This window comes from Actinoallomurus acanthiterrae (assembly GCF_054775715.1).
Genome location: NZ_BAAHCO010000001.1, coordinates 5,918,899 through 5,939,830, shown reverse-complemented (window position 1 = coordinate 5,939,830; position 20,932 = coordinate 5,918,899). Strand labels below are relative to the sequence as shown.

General features: G+C 73.3%; 22 protein-coding genes. 12 read left to right on the top strand and 10 right to left on the bottom strand.

From position 1 onward, the window contains the following. The first annotated feature begins 45 nt into the window (after positions 1-45). Positions 46-648: a hypothetical protein gene (locus ACYVF7_RS28140; protein ID WP_460346675.1), complete on the top strand. Its 603-nt coding sequence runs from the start codon at positions 46-48 to the stop codon at positions 646-648. Between the two features lie 3 nt (positions 649-651). Here ACYVF7_RS28140 and glgC read toward each other — a convergent pair whose 3' ends face one another. Then, positions 652-1,887, bottom strand: a complete 1,236-nt coding sequence (gene glgC, locus ACYVF7_RS28135) for a glucose-1-phosphate adenylyltransferase (RefSeq protein WP_460346673.1) — start codon at positions 1,885-1,887, stop codon at positions 652-654. 71 nt (positions 1,888-1,958) lie between these two features. On the opposite strand from glgC, the gene glgA reads away from it, so the two are divergent. Further along, positions 1,959-3,140, top strand: coding sequence for a glycogen synthase (glgA, locus tag ACYVF7_RS28130; protein WP_460346672.1), 1,182 nt, complete (start codon positions 1,959-1,961; stop codon positions 3,138-3,140). A 53-nt stretch (positions 3,141-3,193) separates the two neighbouring features. Here the strand turns inward: glgA and ACYVF7_RS28125 are convergent, their stop codons facing one another. Next, positions 3,194-4,384 carry a hypothetical protein gene (locus tag ACYVF7_RS28125; protein WP_460346667.1) on the bottom strand — a complete coding sequence of 397 codons (1,191 nt, stop codon included), beginning with the start codon at positions 4,382-4,384 and terminating at the stop codon, positions 3,194-3,196. Continuing rightward, positions 4,377-4,934, bottom strand: a complete 558-nt coding sequence (locus ACYVF7_RS28120; RefSeq protein ID WP_460346665.1) for an RNA polymerase sigma factor — start codon at positions 4,932-4,934, stop codon at positions 4,377-4,379. The genes ACYVF7_RS28125 and ACYVF7_RS28120 overlap by 8 nt, the downstream gene beginning before the upstream one ends. A 219-nt stretch (positions 4,935-5,153) precedes the next feature. Here ACYVF7_RS28120 and ACYVF7_RS28115 point away from each other — a divergent pair, with 219 nt between their 5' ends. The 3 genes from ACYVF7_RS28115 (at position 5,154) to ACYVF7_RS28105 (ending at position 7,699) form a co-directional block, all read left to right on the top strand. Continuing rightward, positions 5,154-5,945, top strand: coding sequence for an AraC family transcriptional regulator (locus ACYVF7_RS28115; RefSeq protein ID WP_460346662.1), 792 nt, complete (start codon positions 5,154-5,156; stop codon positions 5,943-5,945). A 120-nt stretch (positions 5,946-6,065) separates the two neighbouring features. Next, positions 6,066-6,359: a hypothetical protein gene (locus tag ACYVF7_RS28110; RefSeq protein ID WP_460346660.1), complete on the top strand. Its 294-nt coding sequence runs from the start codon at positions 6,066-6,068 to the stop codon at positions 6,357-6,359. Positions 6,360-6,526: 167 nt separating this feature from the next. Then, complete coding sequence (locus ACYVF7_RS28105) at positions 6,527-7,699, top strand: MFS transporter (RefSeq protein ID WP_460346658.1); 1,173 nt, start codon at positions 6,527-6,529, stop codon at positions 7,697-7,699. A 52-nt stretch (positions 7,700-7,751) separates the two neighbouring features. Here ACYVF7_RS28105 and ACYVF7_RS28100 read toward each other — a convergent pair whose 3' ends face one another. Together ACYVF7_RS28100 and ACYVF7_RS28095 are read right to left on the bottom strand one after the other, a co-directional pair. Continuing rightward, complete coding sequence (locus tag ACYVF7_RS28100) at positions 7,752-8,621, bottom strand: ADP-ribosylglycohydrolase family protein (RefSeq protein WP_460346657.1); 870 nt, start codon at positions 8,619-8,621, stop codon at positions 7,752-7,754. A gap of 155 nt (positions 8,622-8,776) precedes the next feature. Next, the gene (locus tag ACYVF7_RS28095) at positions 8,777-10,060 is read right to left on the bottom strand and encodes an MFS transporter (RefSeq protein WP_460346654.1); all 1,284 of its coding nucleotides are present in this window, start codon (positions 10,058-10,060) and stop codon (positions 8,777-8,779) included. An 85-nt stretch (positions 10,061-10,145) separates the two neighbouring features. Between ACYVF7_RS28095 and ACYVF7_RS28090 the strand changes: the two genes are divergently transcribed. Then, positions 10,146-10,487 carry an ArsR/SmtB family transcription factor gene (locus tag ACYVF7_RS28090; protein ID WP_460346652.1) on the top strand — a complete coding sequence of 114 codons (342 nt, stop codon included), beginning with the start codon at positions 10,146-10,148 and terminating at the stop codon, positions 10,485-10,487. Between the two features lie 7 nt (positions 10,488-10,494). Here the strand turns inward: ACYVF7_RS28090 and ACYVF7_RS28085 are convergent, their stop codons facing one another. Next, positions 10,495-11,160 (bottom strand): GntR family transcriptional regulator, encoded by a 666-nt coding sequence (locus tag ACYVF7_RS28085; RefSeq protein WP_460346650.1) that lies wholly within the window; start codon positions 11,158-11,160, stop codon positions 10,495-10,497. A gap of 58 nt (positions 11,161-11,218) precedes the next feature. Between ACYVF7_RS28085 and ACYVF7_RS28080 the strand changes: the two genes are divergently transcribed. The 3 genes from ACYVF7_RS28080 (at position 11,219) to ACYVF7_RS28070 (ending at position 13,146) form a co-directional block, all read left to right on the top strand. Next, a complete protein-coding gene (locus ACYVF7_RS28080) occupies positions 11,219-11,650 on the top strand; it encodes a VOC family protein (protein WP_460346648.1) in 432 nt (143 codons plus the stop codon). Between the two features lie 114 nt (positions 11,651-11,764). Continuing rightward, positions 11,765-12,598: an NmrA family NAD(P)-binding protein gene (locus ACYVF7_RS28075; RefSeq protein ID WP_460346646.1), complete on the top strand. Its 834-nt coding sequence runs from the start codon at positions 11,765-11,767 to the stop codon at positions 12,596-12,598. 113 nt (positions 12,599-12,711) lie between these two features. Then, positions 12,712-13,146 carry a MerR family transcriptional regulator gene (locus ACYVF7_RS28070; RefSeq protein WP_460346644.1) on the top strand — a complete coding sequence of 145 codons (435 nt, stop codon included), beginning with the start codon at positions 12,712-12,714 and terminating at the stop codon, positions 13,144-13,146. A gap of 96 nt (positions 13,147-13,242) precedes the next feature. Here the strand turns inward: ACYVF7_RS28070 and ACYVF7_RS28065 are convergent, their stop codons facing one another. Next, complete coding sequence (locus tag ACYVF7_RS28065) at positions 13,243-14,235, bottom strand: aldo/keto reductase (RefSeq protein WP_460346642.1); 993 nt, start codon at positions 14,233-14,235, stop codon at positions 13,243-13,245. Positions 14,236-14,355: 120 nt separating this feature from the next. Between ACYVF7_RS28065 and ACYVF7_RS28060 the strand changes: the two genes are divergently transcribed. Then, a complete protein-coding gene (locus tag ACYVF7_RS28060; protein ID WP_460346641.1) occupies positions 14,356-14,958 on the top strand; it encodes a TetR/AcrR family transcriptional regulator in 603 nt (200 codons plus the stop codon). A 118-nt stretch (positions 14,959-15,076) separates the two neighbouring features. Here the strand turns inward: ACYVF7_RS28060 and ACYVF7_RS28055 are convergent, their stop codons facing one another. Together ACYVF7_RS28055 and ACYVF7_RS28050 are read right to left on the bottom strand one after the other, a co-directional pair. Continuing rightward, the gene (locus tag ACYVF7_RS28055) at positions 15,077-16,369 is read right to left on the bottom strand and encodes an alpha-amylase family protein (protein ID WP_460346639.1); all 1,293 of its coding nucleotides are present in this window, start codon (positions 16,367-16,369) and stop codon (positions 15,077-15,079) included. 19 nt (positions 16,370-16,388) lie between these two features. After that, a complete protein-coding gene (locus ACYVF7_RS28050; RefSeq protein ID WP_460346637.1) occupies positions 16,389-16,865 on the bottom strand; it encodes a MarR family winged helix-turn-helix transcriptional regulator in 477 nt (158 codons plus the stop codon). A 65-nt stretch (positions 16,866-16,930) separates the two neighbouring features. Here ACYVF7_RS28050 and ACYVF7_RS28045 point away from each other — a divergent pair, with 65 nt between their 5' ends. Continuing rightward, positions 16,931-18,484: an FUSC family protein gene (locus tag ACYVF7_RS28045; protein ID WP_460346635.1), complete on the top strand. Its 1,554-nt coding sequence runs from the start codon at positions 16,931-16,933 to the stop codon at positions 18,482-18,484. Positions 18,485-18,682: 198 nt separating this feature from the next. Here ACYVF7_RS28045 and ACYVF7_RS28040 read toward each other — a convergent pair whose 3' ends face one another. Beyond that, entirely contained in the window at positions 18,683-20,020 is a 1,338-nt protein-coding gene (locus ACYVF7_RS28040) for a PP2C family protein-serine/threonine phosphatase (RefSeq protein ID WP_460346633.1), read from the bottom strand. A gap of 263 nt (positions 20,021-20,283) precedes the next feature. Between ACYVF7_RS28040 and ACYVF7_RS28035 the strand changes: the two genes are divergently transcribed. Further along, a complete protein-coding gene (locus ACYVF7_RS28035) occupies positions 20,284-20,904 on the top strand; it encodes a YigZ family protein (RefSeq protein ID WP_460346631.1) in 621 nt (206 codons plus the stop codon). Positions 20,905-20,932 lie beyond the last annotated feature (28 nt).

Below are 20,932 nucleotides of genomic sequence, written 5' to 3'. Positions count from 1 at the left end.
CCGGCCCGGCCCACTATGATCGCGCCACGCGAGTCGAGGAGAGCAGTGGAGACGTTCCGGCAGCACATCGAGCAGGCCGCCGCGCGCGCCCTGGCGGAGTTCCCGCCGGAGACGGTGCCCGACATCTACACCGTCACGTTCCGGATCGACAGCGTCGATCAGGATCCCCGGTTCCCCTACCTGGCGATCGGCTACAACACCGACGGCGACGTACGGCGGACGCTGGAGACACTGGGCCCGTCGGAGGCATGGGAGGCCCGCTGGAACTACGCCTACTTCCCGCCGTCCGGGCTGGAGGGCGTCCGCGTCACCGGTCACGATCCCGAACACGACCCGGCCGGCGCGCAGGCGCATCGGCGTGAGGCGGCGGCCGAGGGCCTGTGGTACGAAGACGGCGACGAGCTGGCCGAAGAGGAGATCGACCGGCGCGATGAGCTGCTGGACCGGCGATTCCACGAGCTGTGCGTCGACGTGGCGCGCGGCCTCCACACCGGCGGGCACATCGTCACGGCCCTGGGACGACCGCTGCCGGTGATCCTCTACGACATGTTCGACCCCGACGCGATGTTCGCGCTCACCGCGGCGGCCAACCCGACGGACCTGATCACCGAGTTCATGACCGAGGACCCGGCGGGTCGGCTGCCCTAGCGGTCAGCGCGGCACGACCTGGTTCTTGCCCAGGACCCGGACGCCGCTGTCCGTCACGGTGAAGTGCGCCCGGTCGTAGTCCTCATCGACGCCGATGCGCCCGCCGTCGGGGATCACGACGTTCTTGTCGATGATGGCGTTCCGGACGACGGCGCCGCGCCCGACCCGTACGTTGTCCATCAGGACCGAGTTGTGGACCTCCGCGGCGGCGTCCAGCTGGACGCCGGGCGACAGGATGGAACGCTCGGCCATCCCGCCCGCCAGGATGGCGCCGGGGGAGACGATCGAGTCGGTCGCGTAGCCGCGCCGGCCCTCCTCGTTGAAGACGAACTTGGCCGGCGGCAGCGGGTCGTGGCCGGTGTAGATCGGCCAGTCGCGGTTGTAGAGGTTGAAGACCGGGTGGACCGAGATCAGGTCCATGTGGGCCTCGTAGAAGGCGTCCAGGGTCCCCACGTCACGCCAGTAGCCGCGGTCACGGTCGGTGGAGCCGGGCACCTCGTTGTCGGCGAAGTCGTACACCTGCGCGCGGCCGGCCTTGACGAGCCGGGGAATGATGTTGCCGCCGACGTCGTGCTTGCTGGACACGTCGGCCGCGTCCTCCTTCACCACGTCGATCAGCACCTGGGTGTCGAAGACGTAGTTGCCCATGGAGGCGTAGACCTGCTCGGGGGCGTCGGGCAGGCCGATCGCGTCCTTGGGCTTCTCCCGGAACGCCTCGATGGTGACGCCGTCGGGCCCGGTCTCGATCACCCCGAACTGGTCGGCGAGCGCCAGCGGCTGGCGGATCGCGGCGACGGTGACCCCGGCGCCGGACGCGATGTGCTGGTCCACCATCTGCCGCGGATCCATCCGGTAGATGTGGTCGGCGCCGAAGACGATGACGTGGTCGGGCCGCTCGTCCTCGATGAGGTTGAAGTTCTGCAGGATCGCGTCGGCCGAGCCGGCGAACCACCGCGGTCCCAGGCGCTGCTGGGCCGGGACGGGCGTCACGTAGTTGCCCAGGAGGGTCGACATCCGCCACGTACGCGAGACGTGGCGGTCCAGGCTGTGGTTCTTGTACTGGGTGAGCACGACGATCTTGAGGTACCCGGCGTTCGCCAGGTTGGACAGGACGAAATCGATCAGCCGGTACATTCCGCCGAAGGGCACAGCGGGCTTGGCCCGATCGGCGGTCAGCGGCATCAGCCGCTTGCCCTCGCCGCCCGCCAGAACCATCGCCAGGACATGAGGTCTCGCCATGTCGAGGACCTTAGCCCGCCCACCAGCAATAAAACAGGACGAGCGGGCATATTTCCCATACGCTGCGTGACATGCGCGTCGATCTGCTCACCCGCGAATACCCGCCGGACGTCTACGGCGGAGCCGGCGTCCACGTCGAGCACCTGGCCCGGGAGCTCCGCCACCTGTGCGACCTGCGGGTCCACTGTTTCGGCGGTGACCGGGCCGAGCCCGGCGTGACCGGCTACCGCGTCCCCGGGGCGCTGGAACAGGCCAACGCGGCACTGCAGACCCTCGGCGTCGACCTGGAGATCGCCGCCGGAGCCGGGGGAGCGGACCTGGTGCACAGCCACACCTGGTACGCCAACCTCGCCGGTCACATCGCCAAGCTGCTGCACGGGATCCCGCACGTGGTCACCACCCACAGCCTCGAGCCGCTGCGGCCCTGGAAGGCCGAGCAGCTCGGCGGCGGCTACGCCATCTCCTCCTGGGCCGAGCGCACCGCCCTGCTGGCCGCCGACGCGATCGTCGCCGTCTCCGAGGGCATGCGCCGCGACGTGCTCACCTGCTATCCCGACATCGACCCCGGCCGGGTCACCGTCCTGCACAACGGCATCGACACCGACGAGTACGCCCCCGACCACGGCACCGACGTCCTGGCCCGGCACGGCATCGACCCGAGCCGCCCCTCCGTGGTGTTCGTCGGGCGCATCACCCGCCAGAAGGGGCTGCCCTACCTGCTGCGCGCCGCCCGGTCCTTCGACCCGGCCGCCCAGCTCGTGCTGTGCGCCGGCGCCCCCGACACCCCGGAGATCTCCGCGGAGGTCGAAGGGCTCGTCGACGCGCTGCGCGCCGAACGCGACGGCATCGTGTGGATCACCCGGATGCTGCCCCGCCCCGAGGTCGTGCAGATCCTCAGCCACGCGAGCGTGTTCGTCTGCCCGTCGGTGTACGAGCCGATGGGCATCGTCAACCTGGAGGCCATGGCCTGCGAGGCGGCGGTCGTCGCCACCGCCACCGGCGGCATCCCCGAGGTGGTCGCCGACGGCGAGACGGGCCTGCTCGTGCCGATCGAGCAGGCCGCCGACGGCACCGGCACCCCCGTCGACCCCGACCGCTTCGTCGCCGACCTCGCCGAGCGCGTGGGCGCCCTCGTCACCGACCCCGAACGCGCCGCCGCGATGGGCAAGGCGGGCCGCCGGCGGGCGATCGAGCATTTCTCCTGGTCCCACATCGCCCGCCGGACCCACGACCTGTACACGGCCCTCGGCTGAGGGGCGCCGCCTTTCGGCCGGGCCCGGACGCGGTCCGGGCCCGGCCGAAAGGGTCAGCCGAACGACGGCAGTTCCGGCGAGGGGGCGGGTTTGGTGCCGGTCCAGCCCGTCGAGCGGGTGGCCTGGTACTCGATGACGAAGCCGGGCTTCATCTCCGAGTACGGGCCGCCAGGCGTGGTCAGCTCGTTCTGCCGGGACAGCACCGCGCCGGTGTGCTCATCGAAGATGACCACCGCGCGCCAGCGGTAGGTCCCCTGCTCGGCCTTTGGCCCGCCGTACTCGCCGGTGACCGTCGTGGCGCTGTCGTCGGAGGCCAGTGCGATCCCCCGGCGGCCCAGCGGGTCGGTGTCGTGGCCGATCGCGTGGATGCCCGGCTGGGTGGCCAGCGCCCGCATCAGGCCGGCCCGTGCCTTGGGCTGGACCGGGCCGCTCAAGATCCCCGCCACCCTGGAGATCTTCAGCTTGGGCGCGGCCTCTTTGAAGCGTCGTTCCGCTTCGGGTGACAGCGTCTTTCCCGGCCGAGCGCCCAGCGCCCTGTTCGTGTCCGTGTCGTTCAGGAACATCGCGGCGAGCTTGGCCGGGTCGGTCGGCAGGTTTTGCAGATCCTTCACCGACTTGCCCATGTAATCCCCGCCGCCGTGCGGGTCGATGCCGACGTTGGGGCCGTGCGCGCTCCACTTCGTGCCCTTGGCGGGGTAGGTGTAGTAGTGGTCGCCCGACCAGACGCGGAAGCTCGACGGTGACCCGGCCTTGCGCCACAGCGCCTGGTCCTGCTTGGTCAGCGGGTGGGCTGGCAGGTCGCGGTTGTAGTAGGCCTCTCCCATGCCGGGTTTCGCGCCGGTCCAGTGGAACACCTCGTCGGCCGCGCCGGTGATCGCGTATGTCCCGGTGCCAGGGCGCATCATGTAGGACTGGCCCTCGACCACGTCGATGCGCCAGTAGTTGCCGGTCGGCTGCTGTTCGGCCTTCTCCGCCGCGGCCAGGACCGCTCCCTTGGCGTCCAGGTTCACCGGGCCGGGCGACGCGGGTGTGTTCCCCCCGCCGGTCGTGTTCCCCCCGGCGAGCGCGATCGCCACGGCCGCCGCCGCGCCGACCGCGACCAGGCCGCCGCCCAGTCCCCACCGCATCCGGGGCAGTGGACGGCGCGACGACTCGCTCAGCAGTGCCTTCGCCCGGGTGATGTCCCGGGCGGTGGGCGGAGCGGGCTCGGGGTAGAAGTCCCGGACCATCCGCATCTCATCCATGCTGTTCCTCCAACGTGAGCATCGGATTGGTCCCGCCCAACGCCTTGCGCAATGTGGTTCGGGCACGGTTCAGCCGGGAGCCGACCGTGCCATAGGAGATCCCCAGCGCCGCCGCGACCTCGTCGTGACTGAGGTCGGCCAGAGCCACGAGCAGCAGCACGTCGCGTTGCCCGCGCGGCAGCGACGCGATCGCCCCGGCGAGCCGGCCGCGCAGGCCCTCGGCGCTGACCCGCGAATCGACCCGTTCGGTGTGCTCCTCGGTGCCCCGGCCCGGGCTGAGGCGGGCGTGCGCCCGCAGCGCGCGCGTCTCAGCCCGCTGATGCTTGCCGACCACCTTGGTCGCGATCCCGTACAGCCAGGTGCGCACGCTCGCCCGAATCGGGTCATAGCGCCGACGCCCCCGGAACGCCTCCAGGAACGTCTGCGCCGCGACGTCCGCGGCGGCGTCCGGACCGAGCCGTTTGGCCGCGTACCGGTGGATCTCGGCGAAATAGGCGTCGAAGACCTCATCGAAACGCTCGACCGGGTCGGGCGGGGGATCCCCTGTCATGTGGTGCCTTTCCATGGCGCGGATGGCGGTCACATCGGTATCACCCGCGAGCGGCGTTCGCTTTCCCGTTCCCGAATACGAGATTTCCCGGATCCCCGCTCCGCAGGTCCGCGGAGAGACTGAGCCGGGAAGAGTCGCGCGGAAAGGCGGTCGATGGTGAATGGCGTCGGGGGGGTCATTCTGGAGTGCCGCGAGCCGCGGCCCGAGCCGAGGATGGTGGTGGCGCGGCCCGGGCCGGCCCTGCGCGGCCACGTCTTCGGTTACGCGGGCCTGCGCGTGGAGACGGCCCGGCCGCTGAACGGCCGCGCCGTGCCGACCTGCACGGTCGCGCTGTTCATCGACTTCACCGCCTCGGTACGGCTGATCACCACGCCTTCGCCGGCACGCGTCCAGGCGTCTCACGTCACCGGCCTGCACGACGGTCCCGTGCTGTTCGAGCAGCACGGCCACCACCGGGGGATGGCCGTGGAGCTCACCCCGGCCGGAGCGCACGCGCTGTTCGGGGTGCCGATGCGGGAACTGTCCAACACCACCGTCGACCTGGCCGACCTGCTCGGCCGCCGCTGCGAACATCTCACCGAACGCCTGTGGCAGGCACCGGACTGGGCCACGCGGTTCGCGCTGCTGGACCACCTGCTGCCCGCCTGGTTCCGCACCGGGCCGGAGCCGGCACCGGCGGTGCTGCGCGCCTGGCGGCTCCTGCGCCGGACCGCCGGAGCGATCAGCGTCGGCACGCTCGCCGAGGAGATCGGCGTGACCCGCCGCTACCTGGAGATGCGCTTCGCCGAGCAGATCGGCCTGCCGCCCAAGACCATGGCCCGCATCCTGCGCTTCCAGCGGGCCGTGTACCTGCTCACCCGATCCCCGGGCCAGACGCTCCCGCAGGTGGCCGCCGCGTGCGGCTACGCCGACCAGGCCCACTTCAACCGGGACTTCCGCAGGCTGGCGGGCTGCACGCCGACCGCGTTCCGCGCCGAACACGCCGCCGCGACCACCGCGTCGCGCGAGTAGGCCGCCGCCGGCGATCGGTGCGCGGGGCGGGGGCCGGCCCTTCGCATTCGTTCAATACCTCGATGCGGGGCCGCCCATAACGTCGAGGTGAAGTTCCCCGGAAACGAAAGGGTCCGCTTCATGCGACTTCGGAATCTCATAGCGACGAGCACCGTCGCGGGTGCGCTGGCCGTCGGCGCCGTCGCGCTCGCGTCCCCCGCGGGCGCCGCCACGCCCGCGCCGCACGGGGCCGTCACCGTCAAGTGCACCCACCCCTGCAGCGACCCGCCCGGCCCTGGCTGGCGGTACATCGACAACTACTTCTGGGCCAGCAGTTGCATCGAGGTCGGCAACCGCGGCATCAACAACCACTCCTGGTCGAAGTACCAGTGCAACGGCAGCACCTGGACCAATTACGACCTCTGGGTGATCTAACCCGAAGCCTGGCGGCGGGGCGCCCCCTCCGCGCTCCGCCGCCCCCCTCACCGCACCTCGTACACCGTCCTCTCGGCGCCGGTACGGGCGCGTCCGCACCCGGCTCGTTCTGCGAGGTCCTCCCCGGGTGCGGGCGCGCCCGTGTCGGTGGCCCGTGTCGGTGGCCCATGGCAGGATGCCACGCGGTCGAGTACGAGGACGGGGGGACGGTGGCGGAGGCGTTGCCGCGCGCGGCCAAGGCGCTGGTCGGCATCCGGATCCTCAACCAGCTGGGGGCCTACGCGCTGGCGTTCCTGGCCGTGCTGGCCGGCCCGCGGCTCGCACCCGCGGCGCTGGCCGTCTTCGGAGTCGCCGCGCTGGTCTCGCGGTGGAGCGGAGGGCTGCTGCTCGAGCGGCTGAGCCCGCGCGCGACCATCGCGCTGGGACTGTCGGCGACCGGGGCCGCGCTGCTGGTGCTGGCGGCCGCCCGCACGCCGGCGCAGACGCTGGCCGCGACCGCGCTGGTCGGGCTGGCCTTCGAGATCTACGAGCCTGCTAGCCAGGAGCTCCTGGCCCGGGTGACCTCCGGCGGGCAGCGCCAGGGCGCCTACGCGCTGCTGGGCACCTCGCTCGCGGCGGCGGGGGCCGTCGGCGGCCTGCTGGCCGCGATCCTGCTCCCGCTCGGCGTGCGATGGCTGATCGTCGCCGACGCGCTGACCTGCCTGGCGGCCGCGGCGTCGACCGTCGCGCTCCCCGGCGACGCGTCCCCGCGCCCGGCCGTTCCCGTACGGCGCCGCAAACCGCGGCGGCCGCCGTTGCCGCTGCTGCGCTCGACGGCCGCGGGCACGGCCTTCGCCTACGGCCACCTGGCGGTCGTGATGTTCCTGCCGCTGATCCTCCTGCAGCGGGGCGCGCCGCACTGGCTTCCCGGCCTGGCCGTGGCGGGCGCGGCCCTGCCAGGCCCGCTCACCGCGCATCTGGCGCGCCGGCGGCTGGAGCACCGCGCGCACACGGTGGTCCTGGGGGCGGGCTCGGCGCTGCTGGGCCTGCTCGCCCTGCTCATGGCGGCCGCCCACGGACTCGCGGTGACGGTGACGGCCTACCTCGCCTGGACGGCGGTCGGCGGCCTGCTGCTGGGACGCTGGCCGGCGATGATCGCCGATGCCGCGCCGGAGGACGACCGGCCCCGGTGGTTCGCGTTCTTCGGCTCCTCGTGGGGCATCGCCCAGCCCGTCGTGCCCGCGGTCGTCGCGATCGCCGCCGGAGCGGCCGGCGGCGCCACCACGGCGGCGCCGCTCACCGCCGGCGCGGCGTTCCTGACGGTGTCCATCGTGCTGGCCGAACGACGCGCCCGCCGGTAGATGCCTGCAGCGCCGTGGCCGTGACCCGCCGTGTGACGGCGCTCTGCGGCTGTCAGGCGTGCCGGCCGAGCCAGGCCGGAAGGGGCTCGCGGTGCCGTCGCCAGTCGGCCGGTGCGCCCCCGACGCGCGCTCCGAGAACACCGCCGACGATCGCCGCTGTGGTGTCCATGTCGCCTCCGGCGGCGGCGCAGCCGCGTACCGCGGTCTCGTAGTCGTCCAGGTGCCGGGCGGCGACCCACAGCGTGAACGGCACGGTGTCCTGCGCGGTGATCCGGGACCCGTTGCCGAGCCGCGCCGCGGCCTGCTCGACCGTGACGCCTGCCAGCTTCCGGGCCTGTTCGACGCCTCGCCTGACGTAGCCGGGCGCCAGGTGGTCGAGCACCGCCTCGAACAGGCCGGGCCCGGACTCGGCGGCATGGGCGGCGGCGACCGCGACCGCCACGGCCCCCGCGACGCCCTCGGGATGGGCGTGGGTGACCTCTGCCGAGGCGGCCGCCTCGGCGGCGGCGCGCTTCAGGTCGCCGGCGAAGTAGGCGCCGAGCGGCGCGGCGCGCATGGCGGCGCCGTTGCCGTACGAGCCGTTCCCGCCGAAGCCCTCGGCCGACGCGGCGCGCCAGGGCACTCCGTCACGGACCTTCTCCAGCAGTTCGAGCGTGCCCGCGCCGTAGCGGCGGCCGACGTCCATGCGGGCGGCGAAGGACGCGGCCAGCGCGTCCTGGTCGACACGGCCGTCCCGGATCAGCACGTCAACGACCGAGCAGGCCATCTCGGTGTCGTCGGACCACTCCCACGGTCCCGGCGGGGTCGCGTCCCACGGGTCCAGCCCGCGGTTGGCCAGGAGGAAGAACTGGTCTCCGAAGGCGTCCCCGACCGACAACCCGGTCAGGGAGGCGAGGGCGCGTTCCGGCGCGGTGATGCTCATGCTCCCGATCCTGTCGGCAGTGCGCCGCGACGCAACCGATTTGCCGCGCCCTCGCCGACGCGATGTGGCCCATCGGCCCGGCGCCGAGAACGCCCCCGCGCCGGGCGTCCTTGGCGCTGCACGCGCCGGGTGCCGCCTCGCTCGCCAGGGCTCGGTCAGCCGGTGGCGGGGCGGCTTCCGGTGGGGCAGGGGGCGGCGGTCGTCACCGGTGCGGCCGTCCGGGCGGCCCGGGCGCGAACGGCGCCGGACAGCACGGCCGTCAGGGCCAGGGCGATGACGATCGTCCCGTACACGGTCGCGGTCGCGCGCAGGCCGAAGGACGGGACGGCGAGCCCCGCCAGGACGGCGGGCACGCTGAAGGCGAGGTAGCTGACCACGTACACCGCGGCGAACAGTTCCGCCCGCTGGGCCGGTTCCGCCAGGGCGGCCAGGGAGCGGAACGCCCCGAGGAAGGCGGCGCCGAACCCGCAGCCGGCGACGGCCGTGCCGAGGAAGAACAGCGGGGTGGAGGTGAGGCCCAGTGCCAGGAGGGTCAGGCCGGTCCCGGCGGCGAGCGCGGCCGATCCGCCGATCATGACCCGCTGCGGCGTCCGATCGCGGAGCAGCGTCGAGGCCACGGCGCCGGCGCCGGTGAGGGCGCTGACGACCAGGCCGCCGACCAGGTGGCTGCGCACGTGCAGGACTCCGGCGCTCAGGGAGCCGCCCAGGGACAGGTAGAGCCCGCCCATCGCCCAGGTCGCGATCAGGCAGGGCAGGGCCGCCAGGAACGGCGCGCGGGCCCTGGCCGGGATCGACGCCCGCGGGCGCAGCGAGGCCAGCGCGCCCGGGCGCGGGGAGACGAGTTCCGGCAGGAACGCCACCGCCGCGGCCAGCAGCAGGAACGCCGCGGTGAGCAGGACGAACACCAGGGTGGTCGGTGCCGGGGCGTACTGGACCAGCGCTCCGGTGCCCAGGGCGCCGGCGGCCAGGCCCAGGGTGGGCGCCACGCTGTTCACCAGCGGTCCCAGCCGGCTGCCGGGCTGAAGGTCGACCAGCCCGGCGCTGATGGCGCCGGTGGCCATGCCGGTCGCCAGGCCCTGCAGCGTGCGGGCCGCCAGGAGCGTCCCGACGTCGCCGGCCGTCAGGAACAGGACCATGGCCGCCGTCTCGGCCAGGAGCGCGAGCACCAGGACGGGGCGGCGGCCGATGAAGTCGGACAGGCCGCCGACGGTCAGCAGTGCGATCAGCAGGGCGAGGGCGTACACGGCGAACACGGCCGTGAGGGTGGTCGCCGAGAACCGCCATTCGTGCTGGTAGACGACGTAGAGGGGGGAGGGGGCGCTGGCGGCGGCCATGAAGGTGAGCAGGACGCCGCCGAGCAGCCAGAACCCGGCGGTGCGCGGCAGGCGCAGGCCGGTGGCGCGGCCCGTCGCCGGGGCGCGGTCGTGCACTGTGGCCATTCGGGTGCTCCTCAGAACTGTTCCATGAAAATCGAACTGTTGGAGGCTACTCCGGTCGGGCGAACTGTTCAACTATTATCGAACCATGAGTGGATCCTCGCGGGAGATGCCCCATCCCGACGCCGCGGACCTGGTCCTGACCGACGTCCTGTTCGCCCTCAGCGACCCGGCGCGGCTGGAGCTCGCCTGCCGTCTCACCGAGGGCCCCCTGGAGGTCGCGGCCTGCCATCCCGTCGGCGGCGAGATCCCCAAATCGACGCTGTCGCACCACCTGAAGACCCTGCGTGAGGCCGGAGTGATCCGCAACGAGCCCTACGGCAGGCAGCGCCAGGTCAGCCTGCGCCGCGACGACCTGGAGGCCCGCTTCCCCGGACTGCTGGCCGCCGTCCTGTCCCCGACCCTCACCCAGGCGTCTCCGCCCCGGTGAGCAGGGCTCAGCCGTCGCCGGCGAGCAGGTCGAAGGCGTGCCGGCGGTGCTCGGCGAACAGCCGCAGCGCCGTCTCGGCGTCCCGCGCCCGCAGCGCCGCGGCCAGCCGGCTGTGCTCTTCGGGGATGTGCCCGAGGTAGTCCGGCTCGCTCAGGCCGATCCGCGTCAGCAGGAACAGGTGCACCTGGGAGCGGATCGCCTCCCACGCCGCCCGCAGGCGCCGGTGCCCGGCCGCGGCGTACACGGCGTCGTGGAACTCCATGTCCAGCCGCACCATCGCGTGCGCGTCCTCGGCCCGCGCCATCCGCTCGGCGATCTGCGTCACGGCGGCCAGGTCCTCATCACCGGCACGCTCGACGGCGCATCGCACGGCCAGGTCCTCCAGGACGGCGCGCAGGCTGTGCAGCTCAGCGGCGTCGCTGGCCGACAGGGACATCACCGTGGCGCCGCGATGCCACTCGTTGTGGACCAGGCCCTCGCGCTCCAGGCGCAGCAGCGCCTCGCGCACCGGCCCGCGGCTGACCCGCAGCGCCGCGGCCACCTCCACCTCCCGCAGCCGTGCGCCCGGAGGGTAGACCCCGCTGAAGATCGCCTCCTGCATGCGGTCGGCGACCTCGTCGGCCAGGCCGCGCCGCCGCGCCGGGCGCAGCACACCGCCCTCATCGGGACTCATGCACGAATGTTAACATTCCGACAATGCCCGGTTTGTCCACCCGGAAGGACGTACCACCATGAGCACCCTGGACTCCCCGATCCCGCGCTTCCACTTGGCCGTGCCCGTCGACGACCTCGCCGCCGCCCGCACCTTCTACGGCGAGCTCATCGGCTGCGCGCAGGGCCGCAGCGCCGACACCTGGATCGACTGGAACCTGCACGGCCACCAGTTCGTCACCCACCTGGTGCCCGGCCGCCGCGAGCGGGCGCACAACCCGGTCGACGGGCACGACGTCCCCGTGCCCCACTTCGGCCTCATCCTGACCGTTCCGGAGTTCCACCGGCTGGCCGGGCGGTTCCGGGCGGCGGGCACGGCGTTCGTCATCGAGCCGTACGTGCGCTTCGAAGGGCAGCCGGGGGAGCAGTGGACGATGTTCCTGCTCGACCCGGCGGGCAACGCCCTGGAGTTCAAGGCGTTCGCCGACGACGCGCAGGTCTTCGCGGCCTGACGCCACCGGCGGCGCCGACGGCATCCGTCCGGAGCCACCGGCACGATGACGGTTTCCGGCGATGTCGCCCGGCCGGCTTTCGCGATGCCGGGGTCTCGAGGTGGGATCGGGGACGTGACAGACACCAAGATCCTCGTCTTCGCCGCCACGGGGAACGTCGGCCGCCATATCGTCGCCCTGCTGCGGGAGGCCGGCCACGCCGTACGGGCGGTCACCCGCGACCCAGGCGCCGCCCGCCTCCTGGCAGGCGTCGAGGTCGTGCCCGGCGACCTGGCCGACCCCGCCACCCTCGAGACGTGCCTCGCCGGAATCGACGCCGTCTTCCTGCTGTGGCCGCTGCACGGCGGCGAGGGGCTGCCCGCGGTGCTGGACCTGATCGCCGCGCGGGCCCGCCGCGTGGTCTTCCTGGGCACGGGCGGCGTCCCCGACCTGCCGTTCGAGGAGCAGGACAAGCTCGTCCACGGCCGCGGCGTCGAGTCCACCGTGCTGCGGCCGAGCACCTTCGCCGTCAACACGCTGTGGTGGGCCGACCAGATCCGGGCCGGCGACGTCGTCCGCGGCGCGTACGGCACGCTCCCCATGTCCTTGATCCATGAGGCCGACATGGCCGCCGTCGCGGCCCGGGCCCTGACCGGACCCGGGCACGACGGCGCGACCTACACCCTCACCGGCCCCGAGGTGCTCACCCAGGCCGAGCAGGTCCGGGTCATCGGCGAGGTCCTGGGGCGGCCGCTGCGCTGGGAGGAGCTGACCCGCGAGCAGGCCCGGCGGCGCCTGCTGGCCGATGAGACCTTCCCCGACTCCTTCGTCGACGTGCTGCTCGACGGCTACGCCGCGATGCTCGCCGGCCCGCCGCCCGTCCTGACCTCCACGGTCGAGGACGTCACCGGCGTCCCGCCGCGGTCGTTGCGCCAGTGGGTCGCCGACCACGCCGGCGACTTCCGCTGACGGGCCCCGTACGGTCACCGCCGCCCGGCTCAGGAGAGACGGGCGCCACTGCTCCCGTACCTGCTCCGCGCGCTCGGGGACCGGGCCCCCGGCGACGCCCTACGCTGGGCGGTATGCCGCAAATCCCATCGGACCTGACGATCGGGCAGGTCGCCGAGCGGACGGGCCTGAGCGTGCACGCGCTGCGCTTCTACGAGCGCGAGGGCCTCTTCGTCTCACCGGTCCGGCGCGACCCGGGCGGACGCCGCGTCTACACCGAGGACGACGTGGACTGGCTGACCGTCTGCATCATCCTGCGCGCCTCCGGGATGCCGCTGCCGGCGATCCGCCGCTACACCGAGCTGGTCCGTGAGGGCGCCGGCAACGAGGAGGAGCGGCTCGCGCTGATGCACCGGCATCAGGAGCGGGTGACCGCCCAGATCGCCGACCTCACCCGATGCCTCGACCTGATCAACCACAAGGTCGGGGTGTACGAGGACATCCTCACCGAGCGGACCGGCCCGTGCCATCGAGCGCCCGCGGCCGACCCGGCCGGGACGACGGCCTGACCGCCCAGGTCATGAACGCGGCGCCGTGGCAGGAGCGGCGCTCACCGACGCGCCGGGCTCTGATCGCGGCGTACGGCGATCAGAGCCGGGGCGTGATCACCAGGCGTACGCTTCGGGCGCGGGCTTGGCGCCGCCGGGCGCGGGCGGCGGGAACAGCTCGTCCAGCTCGGCGAGGGTGGCGTCGTCGAGTGTGACCTGCAGTGCGCGCAGCGAGCCGTCGAGCTGCTCGGCCGTCCGCGGGCCGACGATCGGCCCGGTCACGCCGTCCTGTGCGAGCAGCCACGCCAGCCCGACGTGGGCCGGGTCCTCGCCGATCTCGGCGCACAACTTCTCGTACGCCTCGACGGATTCCCGCTGCTCGGCGAACGCGGCGGCCCACAGTCCCGAGCCGCTGCGGACGGCGGCGCCTTCGCGCTGCTTGCGCAGGACGCCGCTGAGCACACCGCCGTGCAGCGGCGAGTACGGGATCACGCCCAGCCCGTAGTGCCGCGCGGCGGGCAGCACCTCGAGCTCGGCCCAGCGGGTCATCAGGTTGTAGATGGACTGCTCGCTGATCAGTCCGAGGAAGTGCCGGGACCGCGCGGCCTCCTGGGCCTGGGCGATGTGCCAGCCGGCGAAGTTGGACGAGCCGTAGTAGAGCACCTTGCCCTGCTGGTGCAGGACGCTGAACGCCTCCCAGATCTCGTCCCACGGCGTGTTCCGGTCGATGTGGTGCATCTGGTACAGGTCGATGTGGTCGGTCCGCAGGCGCTTGAGCGAGGCGTCGACCGCGCGCCGGATGTTCAGGGCGGACAGCCCGCTGTCGTTGGGCCAGTCGCCCATCGGAAGGTAGACCTTGGTGGCCAGCACCGTCTTGTCGCGCCGGTCCCCGCCCTTGGCGAACCACCGGCCGATGATCTGCTCGGTGGCGCCGTCGCCCTGCCGCACGCCGTAGGAGTTGGCCGTGTCGAAGAAGTTGATGCCGTGCTCGTGCGCACGGTCCATGATCGCGTGACTGTCCTCTTCGGACGTGCGCGACCCGAAGTTCATGGTGCCCAGGACGAGCCGGGACACCGAAAGGCCGCTGCGGCCGAGGCGGGTGTACTCCACGTGTTCCAACCTTTCAGGAGGCGTCACTAGTCGCATCAACAAGGACGCGATGAAGCTACAACTTGCAACATCGATGATGCAACTCCGCAGCGAACCGTGACGCTCCCGTATGCTTTCCTCATGAAGACACAGCGGCAGTCGACACCCGCCAGCGCCCGCCCGCTGCGCGCGGACGCCGAGCGGACGATGACGACGATCCTGGAGGCGGCCGAACGCACCCTCAGCCGCGATCCCGCGGCCACGATGGAGCAGATCGCCGAAGCCGCCGGCGTCGCCCGCACCACCGTGCACCGGCGCTTCGCCACCCGCGAAGCACTCATCGACACCCTGGCGGCGTGGGCCACCCAGCGGTTCGCCGCCGCGGTGGACGCCGCCCACCCGGACACCGCTCCGCCGCTGGTCGCCCTCTACCAGACGACCGCGAACGTCCTCGGCGTCAAGACCAGCTGGGGATTCGCGATGAGCCGTGCCTCCTCGGCCAACCCGGAGGTGGCTCGCGTGCACAGCGATGTTCGGGAGACGTGCGAACGGTTGTTCCGCCGGGCCCGGGAGGCGGGCGTCCTGCGCGCCGACGCCGACATTCCATGGACCCGCCGCGTCTACTACGCCCTCATCCACGAGGCCGCGCAGATCGGCGACGAGAAGGACACCGACACCCTCGCGACGCTCGTCGTGGACACCCTGCTCCGCGGCGCGGGCACCCCGCACCCCGACCGCCTGTGACACCGCTTCCGTTCGCCGTCCCGCCGGGCCCGCGCCGCTCTCGGAAGACCGGCGGGGCCCGGTCGATGGCCGGGCCCCGCCGCACGTCGCTCGCCGAACGGGCCTTGCCGTCGCTCCATCAGCCTCGCGTCGCGATCGCCCAGCCGGCCGCGGGCAGGCTCACCCGCGAGCCGTCGATCCGCCCGGGTCCGGCGGCGTGCCGCCAGACGCCGGCGGGCAGGTCGGCCTCGGCGGGATGGTCGGCGGCGTTCAGCGCGACGGTCACGCCGTCGTCCCCGTCGGCGGCCGTGTAGACCATCGTGGTGTTGGTCAGGGCCGTCACCGTCGTACGGGCGCGGACGAGCCAGGGATGCCGACGGCGGAAGCCGATGAGGTCCTGGTGGAGCCGGTAGTGCGGGCGGCCGTGCCCGGCCAGGCCCGCCGGGCCGGCGGGGAACTCCGGGCGGATCGCGTCGTCGCCGCCCTCCCGCTCCTCCTTGACGCCGCGGAACGCCTGCTCGTCCCCGGAGTAGACCGCGGGGATCCCGGCGACCGTGCACAGGATCACCAGGGCGTGCTCGAGGTGGCGTTCGTCGCTCAGGCGGCTGGCGATGCGGGTCACGTCGTGGTTGCCGACGAAGGTGTACGGGACGAACGTCTCCAGCAGCGCGTTGTGCCGGTCCAGGGTCCAGGCCAGCTCGAACAGGTTGCGGTCGTTGAACGAGCTCCAGATCGCCTTCCACAGCTCGTACTGGGTGACCGAGTCCAGCCCGCCGTCGGTGACGTAGGCGGCGTAGTCGCCGTGGATGACCTCGCCCATCAGCCACGCGCCGGGGAAACGGGCGCGGACCCGCTCGGTCACCGCGCGCCAGAACGGCAGCGGCACGGCGTAGGCGGCGTCGAGCCGCCAGCCGGCGATGCCCCGCTCGAGCCAGTGCGTCATCACTTCGGTGACGTAGTCGGCGACTTCTGGTTCGTCGTGGTTCAGCGTGACGAGGCGGTGGTGGCCCTCGAAGGTCACGTGGCCGCCGGGGGCGGGGCGGAACCAGGAGGCGTACCGTGAGCGCGGACCGTGCGCGGTGACGTCGGCGAAGGCGGGGAAGCTCCGGCCGACGTGGTTGAACACACCGTCGAGCAGCACCCGCACCCCGCGCCGCGACGCCTGTTCGACGAGCCGCAGCAGGTCCTTCTCCTCGCCGAGGCGGGGGTCGATGCGGAAGTGGTCGACGGTGTCGTAGCCGTGGGTCTCGGAGGCGAAGACCGGGCCGAGGGCGAGCCCGTTGCAGCCCAGGGCGACGAGGTAGTCCAGCCAGTCCGCCAGGCGGGTCAGCCGGGGCACCGGCGGCGCGGGCGGGGGGAGTGCCCGGTGTTCGGCGCCGGTGAAGCCCAGCGGGTAGACGTGCCACCAGACGGCGTGTTCGGACCAGTGCATCGATGGATCCCTCGGTCGGTCATCCGGCACCGGGTCGGTGCGGCGCGGGGTGGGGCGGGTCGTCGGCGAGCCGGTCCATCAGCGCGCCGGCCAGGCGCAGGACCTGGCGTTCGGTCGGCGACAGGCCGGCCATCGCCGAGGCCAGCCACGCGTCGCGTTCGGCCATGTCGCGGGCCAGGGCGGCGGTCCCCTCGGGGGTGATGGCCAGCACGGACTGGCGGCGGTCGCGTTCGTCGCGGATCCGGGTGACCAGTCCCGCCTGCTCCAGTTCGGCGAAGACACGGGTGAGGGACTGCGGCCGCTGGTGCTCGGCGGCGGCCAGCTCACCGGCGGTGGCCGGGCCGTGCCGGTGCAGGTGGCTCAGGACGCCGAGCTTGTTGGCGCTCAGCGCCTCGGGGGAGCGCTCGGCGCGCAGCCGCCGCCCGAGGCGGATGATGCCCTGACGGACCTGCGCGGCACCGTCGAGGAGCTCCGCCTCCTCCTGCCTGTCACCCATATTGCTACGCTATCACTTACTATCTGGCGGACGCATACTCGGGTGAATCAGGGAGAGCGGCATCGATGTCGTACGCACTGCGTATCGTTTCCCACGGCCTAACAGGGATACGGCGGCTGGACCCGGGCCTGGCGGGGCTGCGGGCGACCGCCGTCACGATGACCGCGACGCTCGCCGCGTACGCGGCGGCGCTGCTGCTCGAGCACGCCGAGCACCTGCACACCGTCATCCTCGTCCAGGCGGTCGCACTGACGCTGACCCTGTCCCGCACCGGCCCCCGCACGCCATCCGACCGGATCACCGCCCTGGCCGTACTGCCACCGGTGGCCGTCGCGGCAGCCGAGACCTCCGCGCTGATGTCCCGCCATCCCGCCGCCGGCGACACGGTGTTCACCGCCTTGATCTGCGCCACGATCGCCGTCCGCCGGTTCGGCCCCCGGGCGACCAGGGCCGGGACCCTCGCCGTGCTCCCGCTGATCGCGGTGCTCGTCACGCCCCCGGGCGGCCACGCCCCCGGCCACGATCAGGACAAGTGGGCCGCGCTGGTCGCGCTGATCGCCGTGCTGTGCGGCCTCACCGCCCAGGCGATCGCCGGCCGTCTGGGGTTCACACGCCCGGCCACCGCCTTCCCACCGGCCCCCACCCCGGCGAGCGGAGGCAGACGGCTTTCGGCGAGCACCCGCATGAGCCTGCAGATGGGCGGGGCGGTCGGCGCGGGATTCGCCGCCGGCCACCTGCTGTTCTCCCAGCACTGGGCGTGGTCGGTGCTCACCGCGTTCGTGGTCTGCAGCGGGGCGCGGGGACGCGCGGACGTCGTCCACAAGGGCGTGCTGCGCGCCGCGGGCGCGGCGGCCGGGACCGCCGCGGCCACGGTGACCGCGGACACGTTCGGCCCACACGACGCCCGCTCCATCGCCGTGATCTTCGCGGTCCTCGCGGCCGCGACCTGGCTGCGGCCCGCCGGTTACGCCTACTGGGCCGCGTTCGTCACCGCGGCGCTGTCCCTGCTGTACGGCTACTTCGGCCAGTCGGCCCCCGACCTGCTCGCGACCCGGCTCGAGGCGATCGTCGTCGGCGCCGTGCTCGGCATCGCGGCGTCCTGGCTGATCCTTCCGATCAAGTCCATCGACGTGCTGCGCCGCCGCACCGCCGACGCCCTCGCGGCCCTGGGGGAGTTCCTGACGGCCGCGCGCCAGGAGCCGGGCCGCCTGGCCGATCACCAGGCCAGGTTCGACGGCTGCCTGCACCGGCTCGAGCAGATCGCCGGCCCGCTGCGCGCCCACCGCCGGCTCCGCCGCGGCGCCGCCCCCCATCCCGCCGACGCGATCGACGCCGTACGCCGCTGCGCCGCGCCGGTCCACACCATCGCCCGATGCGCGGACGAAGCGGGCCAGGTGCTCACGGCACCCGACATCGTCCGCCTGAACGCCGCCGTCACCGCCGACCTGACCCGGGCCCGCCTGGCCGTCGGCCGCCGCCCCCTCACCGCACCCCGCCCGCCCGTACCGGCGCCCGCCGCGCCAGGCCCGTCACCGGACGAGCGGCTCCGTACGGCGCTGCTCGAGCTGGACACCGCCGTACGGAGCATCCCGCCGATCTTCGCCCCGGCCGACGCCTGAACGGACGAGGCCCCGCACGGCCAACACGGCTCCGGCCTGACGGCATACGCCACCCACAGCCACCCGAACCGCCGACACCACGGGAACGACGGACCGCTCATCGGCGAGCGGGGCTTCCTCTCTGGACCGCGGCCGACCGGCCCCGACCCGGCGCCCAGCCCAGCGGATTCGTCAGGCAGGCCCTGGCGGCGCGGGCCGTCAGGCGGGGATGCTGAGCGCGACCAGGGCGATGTCGTCGTCGGCCGGCTGGCCGAACGTCGCGACCAGGGCCCGCAGGCGGTCCATCAGGGCGGGCGCGGCCAGCCCCGTGCAGTCGGCGAGGAACGCCCGCAGCCGCTCGTCCCCGAAACGGGTGCCGTCGCGGTGCGCGTCGACCAGGCCGTCGGTGTACAGCAGCAGCGTGTCACCGGCGGCCAGCTCGAGGTGGGCGTTGTCGTACACCGCGCCCTCGAGACAGCCGATGATCGGGCCGCGCAGCTCACGGGTCTCCAGCCGGCCGTCGGCGCGCAGCACGATCAGCGGGGGATGGCCACCGGCGGCGATCGTGAGGATGGCGCCGCCGGGGCTGGGACGCACGATGGCCGCCGCCGCGGTGCAGAACCACATCTCGGCTCCGCCGGAGCCGTACGCGGCCTGGTCCAGGGCGATCGCCGCGTCGAGGCCGGCGAGCATCCGGGCCGGGTTGGGGCGGGTGATCGCCTCGGTGCGCAGGGTGTAGCGGACCAGAGAGGTGCGGCCGGCCGCCTGGGCACCCTTGCCGACGACGTCGCCGATGAACAGGCCCCACCGCTTGCCGTGCTCGCCGATGGGGAACAGGTCGTAGAAGTCCCCGCCGACCGGTTCGATCGCCGGCTGGTAGTGCGCGGCGATCTCACAGTGCGGCAGCTCCGGCAGGGCCGGTGGCAGCAGCGACCGCTGCAGCGCGTCGGCCAGGGTCGCCAGCTGAAGCCTCTCGCGTTCGGTGGCCTCGTGGACGGCCCGTTCGAGTGCGATGGTGCGCCGCGCCGACAGCCGGAGCTCCAGGTGGTCCATGACCAGGGCCGCCAGGTCGGCGAGCACGGCGAGTTCGCCGGGGGCGATCTGGCGCGGCCGGCGGCCCATGACGTTGACGGTGCCCAGGCAATGCCCGTCGGGGGTGACGATGGGCGCGGCCGCGTAGAACCGCACTCCGGGCTCGCCCTGGACGAGCGGATGATCCCGGGTGCGGGCATCCTCGCGGGTGTCGGCGACGGCGTACGGCCGGCCGTGGGACACCACGGTCACGCACAGCCCGGGGACGCGGGGGACCTGCTCGACGCCCGGCAGCCCGAACGCGGCCTTGAACCGGACCCGGTCCTCATCGACGATCGTCACGCTGCCGATCGGCGCGTCGAGGATCCGGGCGGCCAGCGCCGCGATCCGCTCCAGCGCGCCGTCCTCCGGCACCGTGTCGGGGATCTGGTAGCGGCGGACGGCGGCGAGCCGGGCCGGCTCGCCGGCCCCCGCCGCCACCGGGACCGGCGGCATGCTCCCGTCCGGGACGTCGAACGATTCCATCAGCCGCGCTCCCTGTACTCGCCCGCCCGCGGGCGTGATCAACGCGTGACCATCTCGGCCGCCCCGGCCCCGGCCGCCTCGGCCGGCGGCTCCCACTATGCCCGACCCGAATCACCACTTCAGGCGGCGCGCGGGACACGATGCGGTCGCCGGGAAGAGGGAAACGCGAACCGGAACGACACGCCACCGAACATCACCGAGCGTGACCACAGCACGTGCGTGACGGCCGACGCCCCCGCCGGCCCTCTACGGTGGGAGGCGACATGCGCACCATCAAGCACTCCGGGGCCCATGAGCTGCAGATCCGCCGATCCCGGTTCATCTGCGCCCTGGGCCGTGTGGCGACCGAGGAGGAGGCGCAGGCGTTCATCGCCGAGCGCCGCCGCGCCCACCGCGACGCCACCCACAACTGCACCGCCTACGTCCTGGGCGAGCACGGGCAGACCACCCGCAACAGCGACGACGGGGAACCGGCCGGCACCGCCGGCCTGCCGATGCTGGAGGTCCTGGGCCGCCGCGGCCTGACCGGTGTCGCCGCCGTCGTGACCCGGTACTTCGGCGGGATCAAGCTCGGCGCCGGCGGCCTGGTCCGCGCCTACGGCCAGGCGGTCGCCGAGACGATCGACGCCGTGGGAGTGGTCGAGCGCCGGCCGGTCGTCACCGTCACCGTCTCGGTCGGGCATGAACGGGCGGGCCGGCTCCAGCGCGACCTGCACGCCTCGCCGTACCCGCCGGCGGGCACCCGTTACGGCGCCGGCGTCGAGATCGACGTGCCGGTTCCGGAGGCGGACCTGACGGCCTTCGAAGCGTGGGCCGCGGCCGCCACCGGCGGGCAGGCCTCCATCCGGCGGGGCGCCCGGGCGCTCATCGACGTGGAGATCTGACGCCGGGAAGACTGCCAGAAGATGTCAG